This is a genomic window from Paraburkholderia acidiphila, assembly GCF_009789655.1.
Lineage (GTDB): Bacteria > Pseudomonadota > Gammaproteobacteria > Burkholderiales > Burkholderiaceae > Paraburkholderia > Paraburkholderia acidiphila.
The window spans coordinates 818,078-835,671 of the sequence record NZ_CP046910.1 but is presented as its reverse complement, the minus strand read 5'-3'; the positions used below and the strand labels follow the sequence as shown (position 1 = coordinate 835,671).

Annotated in this window: 16 protein-coding genes and 3 pseudogenes; 9 read left to right on the top strand and 10 right to left on the bottom strand. The window is 56.3% G+C overall.

What is annotated here, in order from left to right; translation table 11 throughout:
* Window positions 1-492: 492 nt before the first annotated feature.
* The 5 genes and pseudogenes from FAZ97_RS18345 to FAZ97_RS18325 form a co-directional block, all read right to left on the bottom strand.
* A pseudogene (locus tag FAZ97_RS18345) lies at window positions 493-1,126 on the bottom strand (IS6 family transposase).
* Between the two features lie 188 nt (window positions 1,127-1,314).
* Window positions 1,315-2,325 carry a fumarylacetoacetate hydrolase family protein gene (locus FAZ97_RS18340; protein WP_158759861.1) on the bottom strand — a complete coding sequence of 337 codons (1,011 nt, stop codon included), beginning with the start codon at window positions 2,323-2,325 and terminating at the stop codon, window positions 1,315-1,317.
* The gene (locus FAZ97_RS18335) at window positions 2,322-2,870 is read right to left on the bottom strand and encodes a VOC family protein (protein ID WP_158760980.1); all 549 of its coding nucleotides are present in this window, start codon (window positions 2,868-2,870) and stop codon (window positions 2,322-2,324) included. The genes FAZ97_RS18340 and FAZ97_RS18335 overlap by 4 nt, the downstream gene beginning before the upstream one ends.
* 67 nt (window positions 2,871-2,937) lie before the next feature.
* Window positions 2,938-3,171, bottom strand: coding sequence for a DUF2783 domain-containing protein (locus tag FAZ97_RS18330; RefSeq protein WP_158759860.1), 234 nt, complete (start codon window positions 3,169-3,171; stop codon window positions 2,938-2,940).
* Window positions 3,159-4,877, bottom strand: a complete 1,719-nt coding sequence (locus FAZ97_RS18325; protein WP_233271787.1) for an FAD-dependent oxidoreductase — start codon at window positions 4,875-4,877, stop codon at window positions 3,159-3,161. Before FAZ97_RS18325 ends, FAZ97_RS18330 begins: the two co-directional genes overlap by 13 nt.
* Before the next feature lie 907 nt (window positions 4,878-5,784).
* Here FAZ97_RS18325 and FAZ97_RS35845 point away from each other — a divergent pair.
* The 6 genes from FAZ97_RS35845 to folD all read left to right on the top strand — a co-directional run bounded on the left by FAZ97_RS35845 (window position 5,785) and on the right by folD (window position 11,135).
* Window positions 5,785-6,072, top strand: coding sequence for a DUF2218 domain-containing protein (locus FAZ97_RS35845; RefSeq protein ID WP_407671863.1), 288 nt, complete (start codon window positions 5,785-5,787; stop codon window positions 6,070-6,072).
* On the top strand, window positions 6,065-6,862 hold the full coding sequence (locus FAZ97_RS18315; protein ID WP_158759858.1) for a MoaF C-terminal domain-containing protein: 798 nt from the start codon (window positions 6,065-6,067) through the stop codon (window positions 6,860-6,862). Before FAZ97_RS35845 ends, FAZ97_RS18315 begins: the two co-directional genes overlap by 8 nt.
* A 412-nt stretch (window positions 6,863-7,274) precedes the next feature.
* Window positions 7,275-8,594 carry an aminomethyl transferase family protein gene (locus tag FAZ97_RS18310; protein WP_158759857.1) on the top strand — a complete coding sequence of 440 codons (1,320 nt, stop codon included), beginning with the start codon at window positions 7,275-7,277 and terminating at the stop codon, window positions 8,592-8,594.
* 253 nt (window positions 8,595-8,847) lie between these two features.
* A complete protein-coding gene (gene folB, locus FAZ97_RS18305) occupies window positions 8,848-9,339 on the top strand; it encodes a dihydroneopterin aldolase (protein ID WP_158759856.1) in 492 nt (163 codons plus the stop codon).
* A 30-nt stretch (window positions 9,340-9,369) separates the two neighbouring features.
* Window positions 9,370-10,230, top strand: a complete 861-nt coding sequence (gene purU / locus FAZ97_RS18300) for a formyltetrahydrofolate deformylase (protein WP_158759855.1) — start codon at window positions 9,370-9,372, stop codon at window positions 10,228-10,230.
* The gene (gene folD, locus FAZ97_RS18295; protein ID WP_158759854.1) at window positions 10,227-11,135 is read left to right on the top strand and encodes a bifunctional methylenetetrahydrofolate dehydrogenase/methenyltetrahydrofolate cyclohydrolase FolD; all 909 of its coding nucleotides are present in this window, start codon (window positions 10,227-10,229) and stop codon (window positions 11,133-11,135) included. Before purU ends, folD begins: the two co-directional genes overlap by 4 nt.
* Before the next feature lie 180 nt (window positions 11,136-11,315).
* Here the strand turns inward: folD and FAZ97_RS18290 are convergent.
* From FAZ97_RS18290 to FAZ97_RS35840, 3 genes and pseudogenes are all read right to left on the bottom strand, one after another.
* A pseudogene (locus tag FAZ97_RS18290) lies at window positions 11,316-11,489 on the bottom strand (IS21 family transposase); the annotation flags it as partial.
* A 17-nt stretch (window positions 11,490-11,506) separates the two neighbouring features.
* Window positions 11,507-12,337, bottom strand: coding sequence for a helix-turn-helix transcriptional regulator (locus tag FAZ97_RS18285; protein WP_158759853.1), 831 nt, complete (start codon window positions 12,335-12,337; stop codon window positions 11,507-11,509).
* A gap of 174 nt (window positions 12,338-12,511) precedes the next feature.
* Window positions 12,512-12,640, bottom strand: coding sequence for a helix-turn-helix transcriptional regulator (locus FAZ97_RS35840; RefSeq protein WP_407671862.1), 129 nt, complete (start codon window positions 12,638-12,640; stop codon window positions 12,512-12,514).
* On the opposite strand from FAZ97_RS35840, the gene FAZ97_RS18280 reads away from it, so the two are divergent.
* The 3 genes from FAZ97_RS18280 (at window position 12,590) to FAZ97_RS18270 (ending at window position 14,840) form a co-directional block, all read left to right on the top strand.
* Window positions 12,590-12,814, top strand: coding sequence for an NIPSNAP family protein (locus tag FAZ97_RS18280; protein WP_158759852.1), 225 nt, complete (start codon window positions 12,590-12,592; stop codon window positions 12,812-12,814). The genes FAZ97_RS35840 and FAZ97_RS18280 overlap by 51 nt on opposite strands.
* A gap of 93 nt (window positions 12,815-12,907) precedes the next feature.
* Window positions 12,908-13,519, top strand: coding sequence for a VOC family protein (locus FAZ97_RS18275; RefSeq protein ID WP_158759851.1), 612 nt, complete (start codon window positions 12,908-12,910; stop codon window positions 13,517-13,519).
* Window positions 13,520-13,553: 34 nt separating this feature from the next.
* Window positions 13,554-14,840 carry a cytochrome P450 gene (locus tag FAZ97_RS18270; protein ID WP_158759850.1) on the top strand — a complete coding sequence of 429 codons (1,287 nt, stop codon included), beginning with the start codon at window positions 13,554-13,556 and terminating at the stop codon, window positions 14,838-14,840.
* Between the two features lie 79 nt (window positions 14,841-14,919).
* Here FAZ97_RS18270 and FAZ97_RS18265 read toward each other — a convergent pair.
* Together FAZ97_RS18265 and FAZ97_RS18260 are read right to left on the bottom strand one after the other, a co-directional pair.
* Window positions 14,920-16,239 (bottom strand): annotated as a pseudogene (locus FAZ97_RS18265) (IS701 family transposase).
* Between the two features lie 14 nt (window positions 16,240-16,253).
* Window positions 16,254-17,540 (bottom strand): NAD(P)/FAD-dependent oxidoreductase, encoded by a 1,287-nt coding sequence (locus tag FAZ97_RS18260; RefSeq protein ID WP_158759849.1) that lies wholly within the window; start codon window positions 17,538-17,540, stop codon window positions 16,254-16,256.
* Window positions 17,541-17,594 lie beyond the last annotated feature (54 nt).

Here is a 17,594-nt window from a genome sequence, read left to right as displayed (position 1 = left end):
GGCGGCCTCTTCAATCGTCGCGATCGTTCCCGCACTCGTACTAATGCTTGTCGGACAACGTTTTATTGTGCAAGGCCTAACTATGGGCTCAGTCAAATAGTTGCATGACCTCAATCCGGTCACCGAAAACTTACTCGTTGGCACATTGTCCGTAGCGTCGTGGTGGACGTGGCGATTGATGTGCCGCTTCAGCGCCGCAGCCCTCTTTTACGGGGCGGTATTATAGTATAGGGCCCTCTACAATATCAGATAAATTGACATGATGAAGCTTCAGCCACCGATTTTTGGCCAATTCTCACAAGATTTTGGCCAAAACTCTCTCAGCAAAGGGTCCGCGACCGTGCATTGACGAATGCTGTTCGACATTGATCACCTCCTCTCCTGAATGAAAATGCTTGAAAACTAAAACAGCAATCGAGTGGAAAGCAGGCCAGCCGACTTTGTCGCTATAAGGCGTTGCGGCGATAGGCGGTCCAGATAAAACAGGATTCCTTATTTTTCAAACGCGTAAAATTGGACGGCAGGTGTCTGGTGCTCAAGCCGCCGATTTGCATCCGTCCCTTGACGATCATATGCATCAACTCAATTCCGAGCAAAATGCGCACACATCGGAAACTCTTGAAGCCCATCATCGATCGCGTTCGGCGTTTGATCGCACGATGACCCTGCTCCACAATGCTGTTCAGGTACTTCACCTGACGGATCTTGAGCGGTTGCTCCCGAGCGGCGTTGATGTCCTCGAGCGCCGCCGGGTTGGCTCCGCTTTTGTCGATCGTTACCGCCCCAGACTCGCCGTTGTGTCTGATTGCCTTCTCAAAGTACCTGCGTGCCGCAACCTTGCCCCGGTGGGATCGCAGAAGGAAACCGACGGTGTCGCCATCCTTGTCCACGGCCCGGTACAGGTATCGCCATTGGCCGTTGATCTTGATGTAGGTTTCGTCCATCCTCCAGCTTTTTCCGACCGGGTGCTTGCGTCGCCGGAAGAGCTTTTCCAACGCGTGCAACAGCTTCAGCGCCTACCGGTGAACCGTCTAATGATCGATTGACGGGCCCCGCTCGGACATGATCCTTCCAGATTGCGCAGGCTCAGCGGGTACGCAACGTACCAACGCACGCACAGCAGCATCACATCCAACGGTAGGGCGAGTACTCAAACGCCGACACTACCACAGCCGCATTCACCCCTTCCTTCAACGTTCTCGTCACCTCGGTCTTCAAGTCCTCAGCATAGCAGACCGCCTTGCTGCGACAGAGCCGCCGCACACACGGTGGCGGCCAAACCGGCTCGGCTCTCATCCGTTAGTGCCCTGCGCCCTATCCCACCACGCGCACGACCTGATCGATTGCTCCAAATACTGAACACCCGTCTTGATCGAGAACCTCCATGCGTACGTGGTCACCGTGCTTCAGATAACTTTGAAGCTCCTTCTCCGGCACACCCGCAAGCATCTGCCGTACGCGTGCTTCAGTAATACACGCGCTGCCTGTGTCCGGATCTGCGTTGCTGACTGTTCCCGCGCCGACGATCGTCCCCGCAGATAGCGAACGCGTCCTCGCTAAATGCGCAATAATCTGGGCGAAATTAAAGACCGTATCCTCCCCTGCATTCGGATTTCCAAAGAATTGGCCGTTCATCTCGATCCGGACTGGCAAATGCACCATGGCATCACGCCACGCCTTGCCTAGTACAGCAGGCGTGACCGCTACCGGCGCAAAGCTGCTAGCCGGCTTACTCTGGTAAAATCCAAACCCGCGTGCCAGCTCGGCCGGGATCAAGCCCCGCAATGACACATCGTTGAGCTGGACCACGAGTGCGATACAGTCTAACGCTTGCGCTGCGGTCGTTCCCATCGGCACATCCGTGGTAATGACCGCGATCTCGGCTTCAAAATCAATATCGTGTGCCTCGCTCGCTACCTCAATTGGCGCGTGACCGGCCAACATCACGTCAGAGCCGCCCTGGTACACGAGTGGCTCCTCCTCGTAGCGCGGCGGAATTGGCTCCTTACGCCATTGATAGATCAGTCTCGCGTGATTTCGATATACAGAAGCGTCCGCCCATTGATACGCACGTGGCAATGGCGCAACACAAAACCGTGGATCGAACCCCTCGCTTGATGCCCAGCCGTCAGCATCGAGGCGACGGGCTACCCTGCTGAGTTCAGGAGTGACATTCACCCAATCATCGAGTGCGGCCTGCAACGTTTTGGCAATCGCCGGAACCGCAACACAGCGACGCAAGCCTGGCGATACGAGCACGAGTTCACCATCCCGAGTTCCATTAGCGCGCGTTGCGAGTCGCAGTGGGTTGGATCGAACGGTCATTTTGCCCCCTTGCTATCTGCCGCGCGCTGCAGTTTCTCCGTGGTCCATGAATCGAGATGCTCGTGAGCAATCTCTGCATATCCCGCAACGGTGTCTGGCGATGCAACTTCTGTCGTCAACTCGAGCCGGAAACCGTTCGGATCGAAGAAGTATATTGATTCGATATATTGATCATGGTCTGTTACACCGATCACATCAATGCCATGAGACATCAAACGACGATGCATGTCATCCAATTCTCTACGGCTGCCGACCCGTAGTGCGATATGGTTGACCCAGCCAGGTGTGTTGGCGCTGGGTAGGGCGGACTGCCCGTCCCCAAGGTCGAAGAACGCAATGTGGGAGCCGTCCCGCATCCTGAAAAAGATATGCACATATGGGCAATACTCGCCGGTACTCGGCACGAGGTCCTTTTTGATCACGTGTACGAGCGGCAGCCCCAGCAGATCTTCATAGAAGGACCGGGTTTCTTCCGCATCGCGGCAACGCCACGCGAAATGATGCAATCCATGAATGGCCCGAACTCCGTCACCCGGAGGGGACATAATCGGATCTCCAGGCAAATGAACAGCAACCATGTTGAGTCTCCAGAAACTGCTGATTCGGTAAAATTTAAGCAATTGGGCTTTGCCCGACATCCCGCGCAGCCGACAGTGAGGGCTCCGGCAGGTCATGTGATGCGGCGTCGATTGCCTGGATGCAGACATGTTCGTCGCCGACCCGCTCGAAAAGCAGCAATACGAGGCGCGCGAGAAATAGCGCCTCCGCTTTACCGCCAGCCGCCGTCACTGCATTCGCACAGCGGGTATATACGCGGTCGCGCGCGGCTTCGTTCAATTCCGACATAGCGTCTCCTTGCTCCCCTCATTGATTGCGCAAGCGCGTTCGATGGCACCCCGAACTCTGTCAGGTGTCGGGTCATGCCAGCGCGCTGCCACGTGTCCGTCCGGGCGAATCAGATAGACGCTACCGTTCCGCGCACCATAGGCTTCGCGCAGAAGTTGACCAGAATCGGATAGCCGGCCACTGTCACGTGAAGGGTGTCCGGACGCCACCATTGCTATGTGGACAGGAAAGCCAGTCTTAAGTAGTGCGTCGTTCAAATCTCGACCTATCCGGTCGTCGCCGAAAACGAGCACCGTAAATGCCGGCGCCATCAGCAGGTCACTTAGGTAGAGATTCTCCTGCGGCAGTTTCACGTCTTTCGCGGGAGCGCCCGGCGCTGGCCCCACATCAAACGGATCGCTATCACTCGAAAGCGTAGAGTCCTGATAGGTGACCGCGCGCGTCTGTCTCGGGTTGATCAAACTTGCGATCGATACATGGTCACCGGCGAGTGACAAACATGCCTCGCGCATCAAATCGAATCCGCGCGACGGAGGCGACATGAATTCAGTGCTGCGCATTGCGCTCTCCGCATTGATCCAGAACGCAGCAATACGCTCGTCACTGTAGCTTTCCAGCAGGTCCGCGGGTGCGCATCCGCGCACCACAAGAGCCAGTTTCCAGGCGAGATTGTCCGCATCGTCGAAGCCAGAGTTCAAGCCACGGACGCCAAAGATTGGCATCGCATGAGCGGCGTTGCCAGCAAACAAGATCCTGCCGTGCCGATATGAGTCCAGTGTCATAGCTCCAGCCCGGTACAGTGACGTCCATACCGGCCTCCATCGCAAATGCCCCTCTCCGATTGCATCGAGATGCCGTTGCACGAATGTCTCAACAGCTGTCGGGGTCAGCGCCGCCTCGGGATCGTCGCCCGGACGAAGCTGATAGTCGATCCGCCAGATATTGTCCGGTTGCTGGTGCATCAGAATTGTCGAGCCAGGCCACCATGGTGGGTCAAACCAGGCGCGCCGCTCGGTCGGAGCGTCGCTGGGCAGTTCAATGTCGATGATTGCGTACCGCCCCTCGTAACCCGTTCCAATCAGGCTCAATCCCAATGCGTTGCGGACGAAACTCTGACCGCCATCGCATGCGACGAGCCAGCCGGCGCGGCATCGATAGATGCCGAGCGCATTGCGGATCTCCAAATCGACACCGGTTTCGCCAACTTTCATGTCGGTAACCGAAGAGGCCCAGCGAACGTCAATCATCCCCGGCGTCAAGCTATTGCGACGTTCGATTGCCTGTAGCAGATAATGCTCAATGTAGTACTGCTGGAGATTGATCATGGGCGCAAACTTACCCACCCCATCGTCTGGCATCGAGAATACGAGAACCTCTTCGTTACGGTAAAAGCTACGACCGGTTCGCCATGGCAATCCCTTGCTAACAAAATCATGCGCCGCGTCAAGACGTTCTAGAATCTCGAGACTGCGTCGCGATATACAAGCTGCGCGACTGCCCTCGCAGACAGTGTCGTCCGCTTCAATCACGACTGAACGCACTCCGTGGCGTGCAAGCCCAAGCGCCGTCGCCAATCCGACCGGACCGCCGCCGACAATCACCACATCGTGGGACGTTGCGTCGTACGCCCCATCCAGAGGGGGGATCGATGGCAAGAAGCGCCTATATTCAAAGGGACCGATCCGGTCGATACTGCTAACAGTCATGATGAGGCGTATCTCCATAAGATTTTTAGCTAACTCATGAACGCATTGTCGGGCAGTCACGCCTTTTTGTTGTCGTAATTTATTACTACGCGAATACCCCTAACACGAACGAAACATGGGAAAGTAAACCCAAAGCCAACGGACATTCCAATCGTAAGTGGCCGTTTCAAGCCCATTCGATACCGAGCATGGACTGCGCAATAGGAGCGACCACTGCAGTGGGGTATTACCGCCGGCGTTTCGATAAGCTTGACAGCGACATGGTCTGGATGTCAGGACGCGAACCAGCGATGCACTGCACCAAAGAATCTTGGCGAATCTTGCACATCGGGAACGCCCGGTAATCTCGTATCTATTGGCCCAAAAAACGACGCGAGAGATGGAAAGATTTTTTTAAAACCTCGAAACAACTGTGCTGACCTATCGCTATCGCGCATCCGCGAAATTGGAAACCCAAAACCAGCTGGAACTACTTACAGTACTGAATTAGCTGCGTCGCAATTTGGCACGGACACGCACGCTGAAAGGCAGCCCGCCCCTAGACGCCTCAAATGTCGCAACCATTTTCGCCACGAGCTCCTTGAGCATAGGCCTAAACCGTCGCCCTATCTGCATCAGACCATCGTTGACCTAGTAACGTCCGAGTACGCTGATACCCGTAACGATCAGGCCAACTCCGCGTGACCCCATCAGTGGTAGCGCACATCGCTCCAAGATCTAGTGTCCCCAGCTATCTTCGTATGCCCAGAATATGCCCTTAGTGCATCGGCGCTCCGCGGCTCATCGCGAACGCGCCGCCGATCAGACAAACCCCGATGACGGAGGGGCGAGCGCCCAGGTCACCTATGACGGGTATCGCTGAGAAGCACTCCGTAAGAGAGGATTGGTTAAAACACTGGAGCCAGGTATGCCCACTTCACGAACCTCCGTAGAACTCGAGCAGGCACCGCGCTACATGAAGCTCCTTTCCAAACACTGGAGTCATCGATTCCCCGTTGAGCTCAGTTCGGAGCAGGCTACTATTTACTTTGGAGACTCAGGTTGCAGACTCACACCGCGAAATGGCGCACTAAACATCGAGGTGTGGGGAGAAAAAAATGCGTTGCCTCAACTCCAAGATATAGTGCTCGACCACTTGCAGCGGTTCGCACGGCGCGGCGAGACCCTTCGCGCCTCATGGAGTCGGGATGAGTAACAAATACATGCCTGGCACCCGGTGGCCTCAGATCAGTGACATCGTAGTAAATCATGATGGAGGTCGACCGGATCCGGTCCGAGATCTTCGTGGCCAATCGTTCAGTCTGGCTGCTACCGATGGCCACCGTTTAGATTTGAGATTCCACGGTGACGGAGTTGTATATTGGACCTCGAAAACCGTACCCCAATATTCCAACTGTGAAGTATTTCTGATTCGGCCGCGTTGGTACTTCGTAGATTTTCTCGATGCAGCGTCCGCAAATCGCAGTCATTCGATCGTGCTTGATACAGTTCACTGCCGCGCATTGCATGTCGAAGTATTGGCGCCTGCGGATGACGTTCCCGCCGGCCTGCTTGATCGGATTACAGTGCGCGGCACGCAAAGCGCGGTTGATGTACGGATCTGGCAAGGCTCCTGGAATGCCAATTCACTGGCCTTCGAGCGTACAGATTCCCTGGTTGGGCGGCACTATCGTTACCACTATAGTGAGACTCATATTTACGACCACATCTATCTGAGCGAGCGGCACTATAGTTGGTTTTGTCATCGGGGCCCCGACGCCGGCCTCGGCGACTTTGAGGAATGCGATTATTTCCAGCTTGGAGACGATTTATTTTTTGTCTGTTGGAAGGAAAAGTTGATCCCATGCGTCGGCGTCACAGTGGAAGATCTGGCATCAATGCGCTCGATCGGGAAGATCTTTGGGGCCGACGCCTATACTGGCGAGACAGCCAATCGCACCGTAGGATCCTCCATGTCGCTAATCTCCACATTCTCACGTCCCTGAGCCTCGGGCAATGAGGATGTCCATAAAAACAGCCGGCGATAATCCGCGTCGACAACCGAAGACAGCGCGTTTGAATTTGGTGCCTCACCTCACACTTTACTAGTCCTTTACAGGTTCACGAACATGCTGGATAGTTTCTCTCGAATTTTTTGATTAAATAATCAAAATTCATAGATGGACTGTTTAAGAAATTCCATACTGATCTCGAACTCATCGTCGTTTGTGTACCATTGGTAGCCGTGCGTCATCGCCAATGAGCACGCGATCCACACCTGACCTTACACGATACCAATGATTGTAGGGGTGATGTCACCCGATCGGGGTACGCGTCACAATTTAAGACAGCGTACATTGTTCAAAGATCTGCAGAAGCGCGGTCCATTTTACCCTCATCGATTTGGAGAAAAACGCTATGACGTCGTCAAGCGACCACAGTTCATTCCTGGCTTCACTGCGTAAGCCGGTTCAGGTTCATTTCGATGCTGCTTGGGGGCCGCCGCAGTACACGAATTGGGTCGATGAAAGCATGTCGTGGAAAGAAACGTGCTACATCGGTGATTGGTCATGGCTCTACGCCGTACGTTTCAAGGGCCCCGACGCACTTCGCCTCTTCTCCGATATTTCTGTGAATTCGATGGAGAATTTCCAGATCGGCCAGTCCAAGCACATCATCCATTGTAACGAGGACGGCAAGATCATCGAAGAGGGAATTCTTAGTCGCATCGGTGACGACGAAGTCATTGCTTTCTGTTCGATGTGGTCCAAGTTCGTGCTGGACAAAGGCGGCTACAATGCCACCGCGGAAATGTTCGACTGCACAAAGTACCATCTCCAAGGCCCTAATGCCGTTTATGTCCTTGAGAAGGTAGCTGGCGAAAGCGTACGAGACATAGGATTCATGAGATTTCGCACGATCACCATCGCGGGTCACCCAGTAACGGCTCTTCGTCAAGGTATGACCGGTGAACTCGGTTTCGAGCTCCAGTCCGCAGTCGAGCATGGCAAGGAAATTTGGGATGCAATCGTGGAGGCGGGAGCCGAGTTCGGCATTCGTCAAATGGGTGGTCGCGTGGGCATGCTGAACCACCTAGAAGCAAACTACCCGACACATACCCTCGATTACCTTCCCGCCCTCTTCGATGAAGATCATGCAGACTATCGGGCATTCCTTGCGCAGATGGTGCCAGGTTTTTTTGACCAATACTTCAAGGTCGCTGGCAGTTTCGAGTCGAACGACATCAGGGACTGGTATCGCAGCCCAGTCGAACTCGGCTGGGGTAACCGAATCAACCTAAAACACGAGTTCATTGGTCGCGAAGCGCTCGCAAAAGAAAAAGCTGAGCCCAAGCGCACCATCGTGACTTTGGTATGGAACTCGGACGATGTCGTCGATGCATATGCTTCTTTCTTCAAGAAGGGAGATCCACTGCCGGACTTTATGGAGATGCCGAGAGAGTCCCGGGGCTACATGTGGGCTGACAAGGTTCTCAAGAATGGCGAGACGATAGGCGTTTCCACATCTCGTGGATACAGCGCCTATTTCCGCGAAATGCTCTCACTGTGCACGATCGACATGGAGTTCAGTCAGCCGGGTACAGAAGTCACGTTAATCTGGGGTAACCCTGGCCAGCCGCAGAGAGAGATTCGTGCTGTAGTTCAGCGTGCGCCTTACAAAGAGGATCGCGCGCGAGCCGATCTCACCACTCTGCCTCCGTTTAAAGGACTACGTTAATCACGCTCTAGCCTAGGCGAGTCTCACACAATTTGACGACGCGCGTTTCAGATTGACGGTGTCAGCAATCGCTCGGTGTAGATGCGAAAGGATGCCAGGGCCGCCGTCCCTTGTTAGCCCTGTATCTATCTCTCAACATGGGGCCCAATTAGCCTTCTTTTGCAGCTGGAAGTGGAAGTGGTTGTGGTGAGGGGCCTTGTCAACACAGAAACTTGATTGATTCGGCCCTCGTATGCTTTTGAAGATGATCAACATGACTGATCAAACTGCCGAAACCAACAAATTCCCATCGCTTCAGCATACGCTTGAGACGCAGCAGCTCTCTGAAGAGAAGGGCCCGCCGTCGAGCGACTTCGATATTGCCTTACTCCAGTCCGTCGCGGAATGCGCAACAATTTCTGTGCGAAACATCCATGTGGATGCGTCGATCGGCGTATATGCAGGCGAGCATGAGCGGCGACAGCCACTTTTAGTTTCCGCAGAGCTTAACATCGATCCTCCCGTAGACGACACAATTTCATCGACCGTCGATTACGACTGTATTGTTGAAATAGCTCGTCGCCTAGCCGCAGGTCCTCACATCACACTGATCGAGATATTTGCGAGGCGGCTTGCCGAAGCCTGCCTATGCTTCCCGACGGTACATAGAGTGACTGTTTGTATAGACAAACCGCAAGCGATCGTTGATGCACTTGCCGGAACGACGCTTACGCTGAGACGGGTTGCTCCAGCATCGAAGCATTGATACATAAATATTTTTTCAATCGACATCATCATGACTGATAGTTCATTCGTAGTCCGATTGTCTTGCCGAAACCGTCCAGGTATAGTTTCCGCATTCGCCAGCAGCCTGTTTCAAGCCGGGTTCAATATTCTTGATTCCCAGCAATTCGATGACCCGGATAGTGACCGCTTCTTCGTTCGCATCGTGTTCAACCGAACCCAAGCCACGACTGAGGCGGATGTTCGCGCGCTAATGCAACCTATCGTTGACTCCTTTGGGATGGAAATCACCATTCGAGACCAGCGTAATCGTCGTCGCGTTCTGCTCCTCGCATCAAAGTCCGACCATTGCTTGGCTGACCTTCTCTATCGCTGGCACACCGGCGAGCTCGAAATGGATATCGTGGGGATCGTCTCAAATCATCCGCGATCGGTCTATGAGCATCTCGAGTTCGGGAACATTCCATTTCATTACTTGCCGGTGGAAAGAGATCGAAAGCACGAACAAGAGGCTCAGATTTGGAGGGTGGTCGAAGCGAGCAAGCCAGATCTCGTTGTTCTTGCTCGCTACATGCAAATCCTGTCGACAGACCTCACGCGCAAGCTGGCTGGACGCTGTATCAATATTCACCACAGCTTCCTTCCTGGCTTCAAAGGCGCAAAGCCGTACCATCAGGCTTGCGCTCGTGGCGTGAAAATTATCGGTGCAACAGCCCACTATGTAACTGAGGATCTCGACGAAGGGCCGATCATCGAACAGGATGTCGAACGCATTACCCATCGCGATATGCCTGATCAATTGGTACGGAAGGGTCGCGATATCGAATGTCGTGTACTCGCGCGAGCTGTGCGCTACCATCTCGAAGACCGGGTGCTGCTCAACGGTAGCAAGACTGTGGTGTTCCCAGAATGAACACCGCTACGATTATCGACGGGAAAGCGCGCGCCGCAGAATTGCGTGAGCAGATCGCCCATGCGGTTTCGGCTTTTGCCATGGAGGTCGGTCGCGCGCCAGGTCTCGCAGTCATCCTTGTCGGGGAGGACCCTGCAAGCCAGATCTATGTCCGATCAAAAGGCCGTGCGACAGCTGAAGCCGGCATGGTTAGCTTCGAGCATAGACTCGACGTCACTGTATCCCAAGTCGAACTGCTGAAGCTGATCGAAACGCTCAATGTCGACAACCGGGTAGATGGCATTCTTGTTCAGTTGCCGCTTCCCCAACACATCGACGAGGATGCTGTGATCAGCTGCATCGATCCGAGCAAAGATGTAGATGGCTTTCATGTCATGAATGCTGGGCTCCTGATGGTTGGCAAGCCTGGATTAGTTCCCTGCACGCCGCTAGGATGTCTGCTGCTGCTGAAGCAACATCTCGGAGACTTATCTGGACTAGAAGCTGTAGTAATCGGTCGGTCGAATATAGTCGGAAAGCCGATGGCGCAATTGCTTCTTGCTGAAAGCTGTACGGTGACGATCGCCCATTCGCGGACACGTGACCTTGCAGATGTAGTCCGCCGCGCCGACATCATAATTGCCGCAGCCGGACGCGCGGAGATAGTTAAGAGCAGCTGGATCAAACCGGGTGCTACGGTCATCGATGTCGGGATCAACCGCGTTACGGGAGAATCGGGAAAGGCGAAAATCGTTGGTGATGTAGAGGCGACTGCGATTGAAGTCGCTTCCGCTCTCACGCCTGTACCGGGCGGTGTAGGGCCGATGACAATCGCGATGCTACTACGTAACGCTCTAACGGCGGCATGCGCTCGAGCCGGACTACCAGAAATTCCGCTTTTAGCGAGAAGCGACCAAACGAGCTGACTGTCAGTGCCGCCGTCTTCGCAGACCATAGCGAACCGGTTAATGGCAATCTTCCAGCCGTACTCAGTGTGGCTCCAATCGACGGTCGTCTTGGATAAGTCCAGTCAAATCTTGACCACGGCTCCGTCGATCGGGGAATAGGGACGATTTGATGATCCAATGTAGCTGCTCGATTTCGTCCAGCCGGTCAAACTGGGCCAGTTCATGCTGGCGCAATGCCCGGACGAACCGCTTGACGCTGTCGTACCCCGCGGCGAAGCCAAACTGGTCCACCAGATCCTGGTAGATGGCCATGGCGTTGCGCCGCAGTCGTAACTGGGCCTCTATGAGCTCCCGGTATGGTACGCAGGCCGATACCTGACAGCGTGCCTTTAAACGCTCCGCTCGGCGAAGAGGTGCCACAAGGCGAATAACTCGCTTTGCGACGAGACCCCTAGCTTCGCGTACGCATGCTTGCGATGCGAGGCCACAGTCTGCGGCGAGATCACGAGCTGCAGACCGATGGCCTCGGCCGAAAAGCCCATCACAATATGTGCGCAGATCTCGGCCTCACGTTCGGTCAGCCTGCCCGGCGCAGCTTTCATTGCGCTCCTGAGCCTGTTCAACCGCTCGCCCCTACGGGCTCGCCAATCGCTGACAGCCGGGGATCGCTCGCGCGCGGCCAGGGGACGCATGCGATGTTGCAGGCATTGGCGCGCGCAGGCAAGCATCAGCGGTGCAATGCCTGCCAGGGCCCCACGCTCGTCGCCCGAGAACTGTCCGTCGCGTCGGCGGCGGCAAAGACTCAGCACAAGCAGTCGGTTGCCTTCGCGCACAGAGAAGTTGACTTCCTCGCCAAGCTCGTGACCACCATAATAACGTTCGATGAAACGGTCCCGTGCTGCCGAGCCAGCATACTGTCGGGCATCACGAAAACTCGCGCTCTCATGCCGCGACGTATCCGCGTCGAGCGCCTGTAACACCGGATCGACCTGATAATCCGCGGCGGTCCAGTCGCGTACCAGGCCGTCCGTTCCCGCGTCCTCATCAGGATCGCGAGCCGCCGCAAACAATACGCCTGGCGGAGCGCGCTCGATCCGCTCGAACGCAAACGCATGCACAATGCCGTCCATCGGCTCGAACAGATTAAGCACACTTCGTCCGATACGCCCCGTGCCGATCGATGCCACCAACTCGGCAAGTCGCCCGCTCTGCAATTCCATGTCATCCCCTCTGACGAATATCTGCCCGTGCGCGAGACGCATCCCGCCAGTCCCGGGAAATCTTCGGCCTGTGCGTCGCGGATATGAACTAATTGATCTTCGCGCGCCTTAAGGTGGCAGTCATCACCCTAAAGCGCGACGAACCATGCACGCACGGTCAGGAAATCCGCGGAATCAGACGCAGTATTTGAGGCAGACGTTGAACAGCTCGGTCCGAGAGGAAAGACACAGCTTTGCATACGCGCGCTTGCGATGGGTTGCAACGGTGTTCAGCGAGATGCCGAGGATCAGGCTGATCCCCATCGCTGTGTAGCCGAGCACATGTGGGCCTACAGCGATCTCACTGAACGCACAGAGCGGCGCGCTGCCCTACTGGCGGACGCGGACTTTCAAAGCTACGTCGCGAAGATGCTACCGCTGCTGGCAAAGCAGGAATCGAAGTTGCTGGTGCCCGCGCCGTTCTTCAGGCCGCCATAGATCGAGCCCTGACCTGATACACGTTCACCTGTCTTCGGGAGCGGTTCCGCCCTACCAGCAACCGCAAGCGGGAATTCACCCGAGGAGACAGGCATGCTGTGCAAAAAACTGCATCACGCGGCATTCCGCTGCAACGACGCCGCCGAGACTGTCAAGTTCTATACCGAAGTACTCGGTCTGAAGTTCGCGCATGCAATGGGCGAGGACCATGTTCCGTCCACCGGGCTGCACAGTCCTCACATCCACATCTTCTTCGAGATGGAAGATGGCAGCAGTATTGCCTTCTTTGAGTGCCCACGTGACCCGGGAAACATCAAGGATCTCGAGTCGCCCGACTGGATCCAGCATTTCGCCTTTGAGGTCGATAGCCTCGAAACGGTGCTAAAGGCCAAGGCCGACCTGGAAGCCAGGGATAGCAAGGTGGTAGGCCCGACCAATCATAACGACTTCATCACCTCGATCTATTTTTTCTACCCGTCCGGACACCGTCTGGAGTTGACCACTCGCACCTGCGATGCCTCGTGCTACCAGATCTTCGAGGATGAAGCACCCGCTGTGCTCGCCATGTGGAACGAGACGCACGATTGGCAGCAACGCGAAAAGCTCTACGGCAGCCAGACGAGGTACGCACGCAAAGCGGTGAACTGGGCGAGAAACGTCTTCCCCTTCTGGGGGGATTTATCCGGCAGCGGTGAAGACGCATAATGCATTCATTCGCGACTGCATGAGGATGAACGCCATGACCATCAATCGCACTGCCAATCAACCCGATCCAGATCGCTTTCGCTCGTGGCCTCCGCCCGAGGAGACCATGCGTTGCCCTTTCGCCTACTTCCACGAGGCGCGTGTGACCTCTCCGGTGATTCGCCTCGCCGAGCCGGCCGCACCCGGTGTGCCGGTCTACCTGGTAACCGGGCATCGCGCATGCGTGCAGGTGCTCACGCAGCCGTTGCTGTTCGCCTCGGATCTGGCCGGTGTACTGCCCGGCTTCGACAAGAGCAACGTACCGCCACCGTTTCCGGATCGCCCCACCTTCCATGATCGGCAGGTTGTGTTCTTCGCCCGCGGCGAGGATCACAAGATCAAACGTGGATGGGCCATGGAACTGGTTCGCCGTTCAAGACTCGAGCGATTGCGGCCGCTCATCGTCGAAGAAGCCGATCGCCTGATCGATGCCTTCACTGACGCCGGCCATTGCGACTTCCAGGAACAGTTCTCGCACCCGCTGCCACTGCGCGTGCTGCTTCATGCCCTCGATCTGCCGGAAACAGCACTGCCCGTGATCCGGCGCATGTCGATCGCGATCGCGACCACCGATGTGGACCCCAACCTAGGGGAAGAAGAGCGTGTAGCCAAGGCCAATGCATTCGGAGAACTTTTCACGATGATCCGGGGCCTGCTCGAGGAGCGGCATATCCATCCCGGCAGTGACTACATCTCCGAACTGGTCAAGGCGCAGGTCGCGCGCGACGGCGAACTCGACGTCAACACCTTGTCCATCCATCTGCAGGGCGTGATGTTTGGAGGCGACCATGCGGTTGGTGCCCACCTATGCCATCTCGCAGCCGCCCTTGCGGGTGATCCTGAGCTGCAGGCGCGCCTGCGTGCGGAGCCAGGGCTGATCCCGCGTTTTGTGCTTGAAACTTTCCGCCTCGAAGCGCCCATCCCGTGGCTCTTCCGCGTCTGCACAGCCGATACCGAGCTCGAAGGCGTGAGCATCGAAGCCGGGGCTGTCGTCATTGCGGCCACCTCGGCGGCGAACCGTGATCCGGAACGCTTCCCTGATCCTGGTCACCTCTCACTCGAGCGCGACAACGTTGGCCGCGAGCACCTGTCTCTGGGTCGCGGAGCGCATCGCTGCATCGGCGAACCACTCGCATATCTGGTCGCAGAGGCAACCGTCACGCGTCTGCTTGAACGGCTGGACGCCATTCGCATCGATCCCGCCCGAAGCGATCTGCGTGCCCGCGCGAGTCTGCAATTCCGCTGCCCCGAACGCGTCCATCTGCTGTTCGAAAAGCGCTGAACCCCTCCCCCCGTTCACGAAGCCAGGAACATGAGCACCCGCACTCAGGATATCGACGCCATCCAGACGGTCCTTAGTACTACAGCCGTAGATACGAACCGACAGGCGAGGTAGAGCCACGGCGTCGGTAATGGGACTGTTGCGCACGCCACTGGTGAGTACGTCGCCAAATTGACCATGCAATCACATGATTGATCGGGTGGACGGCGCGCCATAACAGGCGGCATAACAGTAGAATATTTCCTGCGGGCTGAGGGGCATCATGCCTTCGTGAGTTTTTTCCTCTATCCGAAGGGTGAAGAGTACCGCGTGCGACAGAAGTGACAGGGTGATATGGCGGTACCACCCGCGCCATCGACGCACCTCATACTGATCCAGGCCGCACTCCCCCTTGGTCGCCTCGAAGCCAGTTTCGATTTCCCACCTGCGTCCCGCGACATGCACCAGAATCTGCAGTGACGCGCCTTACTGCGTGGAGCGGGACGACATAGTAGGCATGCTCGCGCTTTTCATCCAGACTGCGCCGCACGAGCAGGTAATGTCCGAAGCTATGCTCCTCGGCGGTGATCTGCAGCCTCTACAGTGGCGTCATTGCCCAATCGTACAGACGTTCGCCTTTGGCGCCCGCGCCAGCCGATAGGCGCTCCCATGCCGTTGACGGCAACGCTTCGGCTATCTTGTCTGCACGAGCGTATTTCGGTCCTTGCCACCATAGCGGCTCATTCTTTGCGACTGCCAGCACGAAGGCCTGCCCGCGTGACTCGAGCCACAGTCGCAGGTGACGGTCACCACCATAAACCTCATGACCTGTGACCCTGCCGCTTGGCAGACCGGCATCCAGCGCACGCTCAAGCATACTGCGCGCAAGCCGTGGCTTCGTTGCGAACTCCAACGTCGGCGGAGTTCCGGCCTCTTTGCAGCGAGCTGCGTCATCGGTCCATGCCCGCGGTACATACAGCTCGCGGTCGATGAATGCACTTCCACCATGACCGGCATAGCAGAGGAATACGCCGACCTGGCAATTCTCGATTCGGCCCGCCGTGCCGCTGTATTGGCGTTGCGCGCCGGCCGAATGCTCACCTTTCTTGACGAAACCAGTTTCGTCCACGATCAGCACTGCATCACGCTCGCCGAGTCGTTCAACCACGTATTGGCGCAGCACATCGCGCTCAGCATCGGCGTCCCACTGCGCCCGCTCGAGCAGGTGCTGCACGCCGTCCGGCGTTGCCTCACCAATCCATTCGGCAAGTCGCCAGCCGTTCTTGCGCTCGACCGTGCCCAGCAGCCCCTTCATATATGCAAGTGAGCGCTGCCGGGGTTCAGGGCGTCTGAACAGATGTTCGAGACGTTCATGCAATGCGTTTAGTTCACGTTCCCACGATTTCGCAATTGCCCGCATCGGCTTATATAGTACTAGGTACGAAAAGCCAACTTGCTACCGTCACTAAAGCGATCAAGTCTGAATGGATGGAGGTTGATGGAAGGAGTCCGCCCCATCGCCAAATCGGCCAACGCCTCGCCGGCTGCAGGTCCCATCGTCAGTCCGTAGCTGAAACCGCTCCCGACGAACAACCCTGGGTATTCAGGTATAGCCGAAATAATCGGCATATTGTCTGCGGTCGTACTGATTAACCCTGACCATATTTCGCGAACCTGTGCCGCCTTAAAAAGCGTATAGTCCTTCCGCAACTGAGCCAAGCCATGTGCAGTCGGGCCAACACAGAGCTCTGGCACCATGATTCGTCTCGCCTCGAAGGGAGACGGACTATCCAGTGCCCACCGTGTCGGCATAGTCAACTGGCGCCAGAATTCCGAAGGTGAGAAGCCAGGATGAGACAACGGCCAAAAAAACTCTATCGCGGGCAGTAACTCGCGCGCATGCGCGAAGGTCTTAGGTACGATCGGCGCCGCAAAATCGACAACACCAAATGAGTATCCTCCATCAACTTGCCGTCGAATTCCATAGGCCGGATTAGACATTGAGACTGTTGGCCCAGGCACCGGCGTTAAGCTCATCATTGTCATCGCTATCTCGAACTGCACCAGCGAAAGACCAAGTGAACCAGCAAACATTGGCGACCAGGCTCCCCCGGCTAGCACCACGGCCTTGCATGCAATGGGACCTCGCTCTGTGATTACACCGCTGATTGCGCCGCCGCTCGTTTCTATGCCCCGCACGGCACAACCTTGCAGAATCTTGGCACCTTTGCGCTGCGCACCTGTGGCAATGGCCGGAGCAGCCCATTGCGGCTCCACGGAGGCATCGTTTGGTGAAAACAGCCCGGCCTCAGGCGGCGCCTCCATACCAGGAAATAAACGCTGAATCTCCTGGCGCGTCACCATTCGCCCTTCGGCTCCTTCCAAGCCCCTCACTATGGTCAGCCATTCTTCTGCGCCAGCGCGGTCTTCGGACGTCGTCAATCCGGCGAGCAGTCCAGTGAGACGATAACCCGTATCTTGCCCGGTACGATCATTCAAGCTCTGCCAGATCGCCTTCGAACGAGCGATCAGTTCCAACTTTTCCGGATCTGCATACTGACTGTCAACATACCCCATTGAGCGGCCTGACGCCTCACCTGCAATCACGCCCTTCTCGCATAACGCCACTCGCACGCCACGCTCGGCCAGTACCAGCGCTGTACTAGTGCCGACAAAACCACCTCCAATGACTACTACGTCCACCTGTTTCGGCAATTCCATGTCACTCTGGACTAGCCGCGCGCGTGACCGTCCTTCAAGCATGCCAACTGGCGT